The 610-nt window shown below is 45.1% G+C and carries 2 protein-coding genes; both read left to right on the forward strand.

Annotation, left to right across the window (positions count from 1 at the left end):
- On the forward strand, nt 1-239 hold a 239-nt coding region (locus tag HLA95_RS27745), incomplete at its 5' end, for a hypothetical protein (protein ID WP_222185202.1).
- An 84-nt stretch (nt 240-323) separates the two neighbouring features.
- The coding region (locus HLA95_RS27750) for a hypothetical protein (RefSeq protein WP_222185204.1) at nt 324-610 on the forward strand (287 nt) is incomplete at its 3' end.

Genomic DNA, 610 nt, shown 5'->3' on the forward strand with positions numbered 1-610 from the left:
TCATCCCATTGGTACTAGCTGAAACTCTGAACGGACTTGATTACTTCCATTCAAACTCTGCTTCTTGCATTTGGGGCAGCCCCATTCTTCTTCAGATGTGGTTGGTTGAAAGACTTAAACTGATTTCTCCTTTGGATGGGCCTAAACACTTGTCCCATGATTACTGTTTGCGGGAATCTATATTTTTCGAGCGACGCTCGATTCAGGATGTGATCGTCTTTTTAGCTTCTCTATCTTGAAGAGACATTCAGTGGCATGTGGCTATTTGGGACTGTGGTGACGAATATGTATTGCATACTTCAGGGTGTTGCCAGGTAAAACTCATGGGCTTGACGCATACATCATTCTACTGGGCTTCCCGCTTGCTTCGCCAGATGGGCCATGTTCAATCAATCCTCCCTATCAAAGGACATGTTCATGGGGTAGAGGTGGCTACTCCTTCCTTGGTTACTTGGGCTATGAAGAAATGGGCTTCAGGCTTATCTATGATTCAGGTGGGGGATTTCACTAGGTCTTTCAGGCTTAGTGATGAGTATAAGGTTTGGCTAAAACAGGATTTGGGTGTGAAGGTAAAGGCTACAAAGGACAGGGTTCGAAGCCTTGTGTATGA

It is taken from the genome of Geminicoccus harenae (genome assembly GCF_019800005.1).
GTDB classification, from domain to species: Bacteria; Pseudomonadota; Alphaproteobacteria; order Geminicoccales; family Geminicoccaceae; genus Geminicoccus; species Geminicoccus harenae.